Genomic DNA, 1,141 nt, shown 5'->3' on the forward strand with positions numbered 1-1,141 from the left:
CTGGTAAATGCGTCCAAATTAATGAGAGCATTATTTGAAACAAACACGCTATTTTAATAGGGAGGGGAATAATGATGATTCCATGGGACAAGCGAGTATACATTGTATCAAGGTGATCATTTTATTACAGAGGGACAATTTTAGAGGTTAGTGAAAAGGCGAATAAATCATTATATTGGCTTTGGTGCATGTTAGCTCCAAGCTATGAAAAAGTGTGCGGTAATAGTACAAAGCGACTTCGGTTGATTCGGATAGATGATGACGAAGAATGATATAAAAATTTCATTTTGTAGAGAAATGAGGTGATTAAGGATGGGCATAGAATATGCCATGTTTGTATTAAAAAAGAGCAGAATTTAGCCTATATATAAAGATGTTGGAATTGTTCTAAAGGGGGGGATATCTGAAATATAAATAATTGAGGGGAGTGAACTAATAATGGAAACTAGTACTTTTTTAGGATTGTTTTGGGGATGGATAACGGTTATCGTATCGGGAATACTTTTCGTACGTCCATCGGTACTACGTGAATTGAAAAAATTAGTGGTTGAAGACAGAGGATTTGGTATTATGTATGGTTTTCTATCGATTTTCCTAGGGTTAGGTAGTGTAATCCTACATAATGTATGGGTATTCAACTGGCAGGGGTTCCTAACGGTTATTGCATGGCTTGCATTATTAAAGGGAATCTACATAATTGCATATCCTGAACCCTCCAAGAAAACAGACTTTGAATTAAGGGTACTATCTACACGTATAGCGCTCGCTATCATTGGCGCCTTGGCTTTATGGATGCTTATAGTAATCTATATAAAATAATCCTTTTCTAATAAGAACTATATTAAAATAAATCTCTACGTGTTCATTGACAAAAAGCTGACTATACTTAGTCAGCTTTTTGTATATTACATTCTAGTATTTATCGGTCACAAAAGACATGTTCTCTCTTTTAGGTTGATATTGAAAATATTACCAATTTTCCCTTTTACAATGACAACAAATAAAGAAACATTTACAACGACACTTATTTCGTTTAGAACTCCAATCATTATCACAATGATTCTTTTCTTTAGATTTCCACCAATCATCATTACAATGCTTTTCCTTAGAACTCCAATCATCATCACAATGATTCTTTTCT

Annotated in this window: 2 protein-coding genes; one reads left to right on the plus strand and one right to left on the minus strand. The window is 33.8% G+C overall.

All coding sequences use genetic code 11. The annotated features are described in order from the left end of the window. Positions 1 to 438: 438 nt before the first annotated feature. Complete coding sequence (locus tag V7038_RS29230; RefSeq protein ID WP_002127497.1) at positions 439 to 819, plus strand: hypothetical protein; 381 nt, start codon at positions 439 to 441, stop codon at positions 817 to 819. A gap of 107 nt (positions 820 to 926) precedes the next feature. Here V7038_RS29230 and V7038_RS29235 read toward each other — a convergent pair. After that, the coding region (locus V7038_RS29235) for a hypothetical protein (RefSeq protein WP_335696074.1) at positions 927 to 1,141 on the minus strand (215 nt) is incomplete at its 5' end.

Source organism: Bacillus sp. JJ783 (assembly GCF_036963225.1).
Lineage (GTDB): Bacteria > Bacillota > Bacilli > Bacillales > Bacillaceae_G > Bacillus_A > Bacillus_A cereus_U.

Excerpts from the sequence above, each read along its gene's own strand:
- V7038_RS29230 (WP_002127497.1), top strand. The coding sequence starts at position 439 with ATGGAAACTAGTACTTTTTTAGGATTGTTTTGGGGATGGATAACGGTT.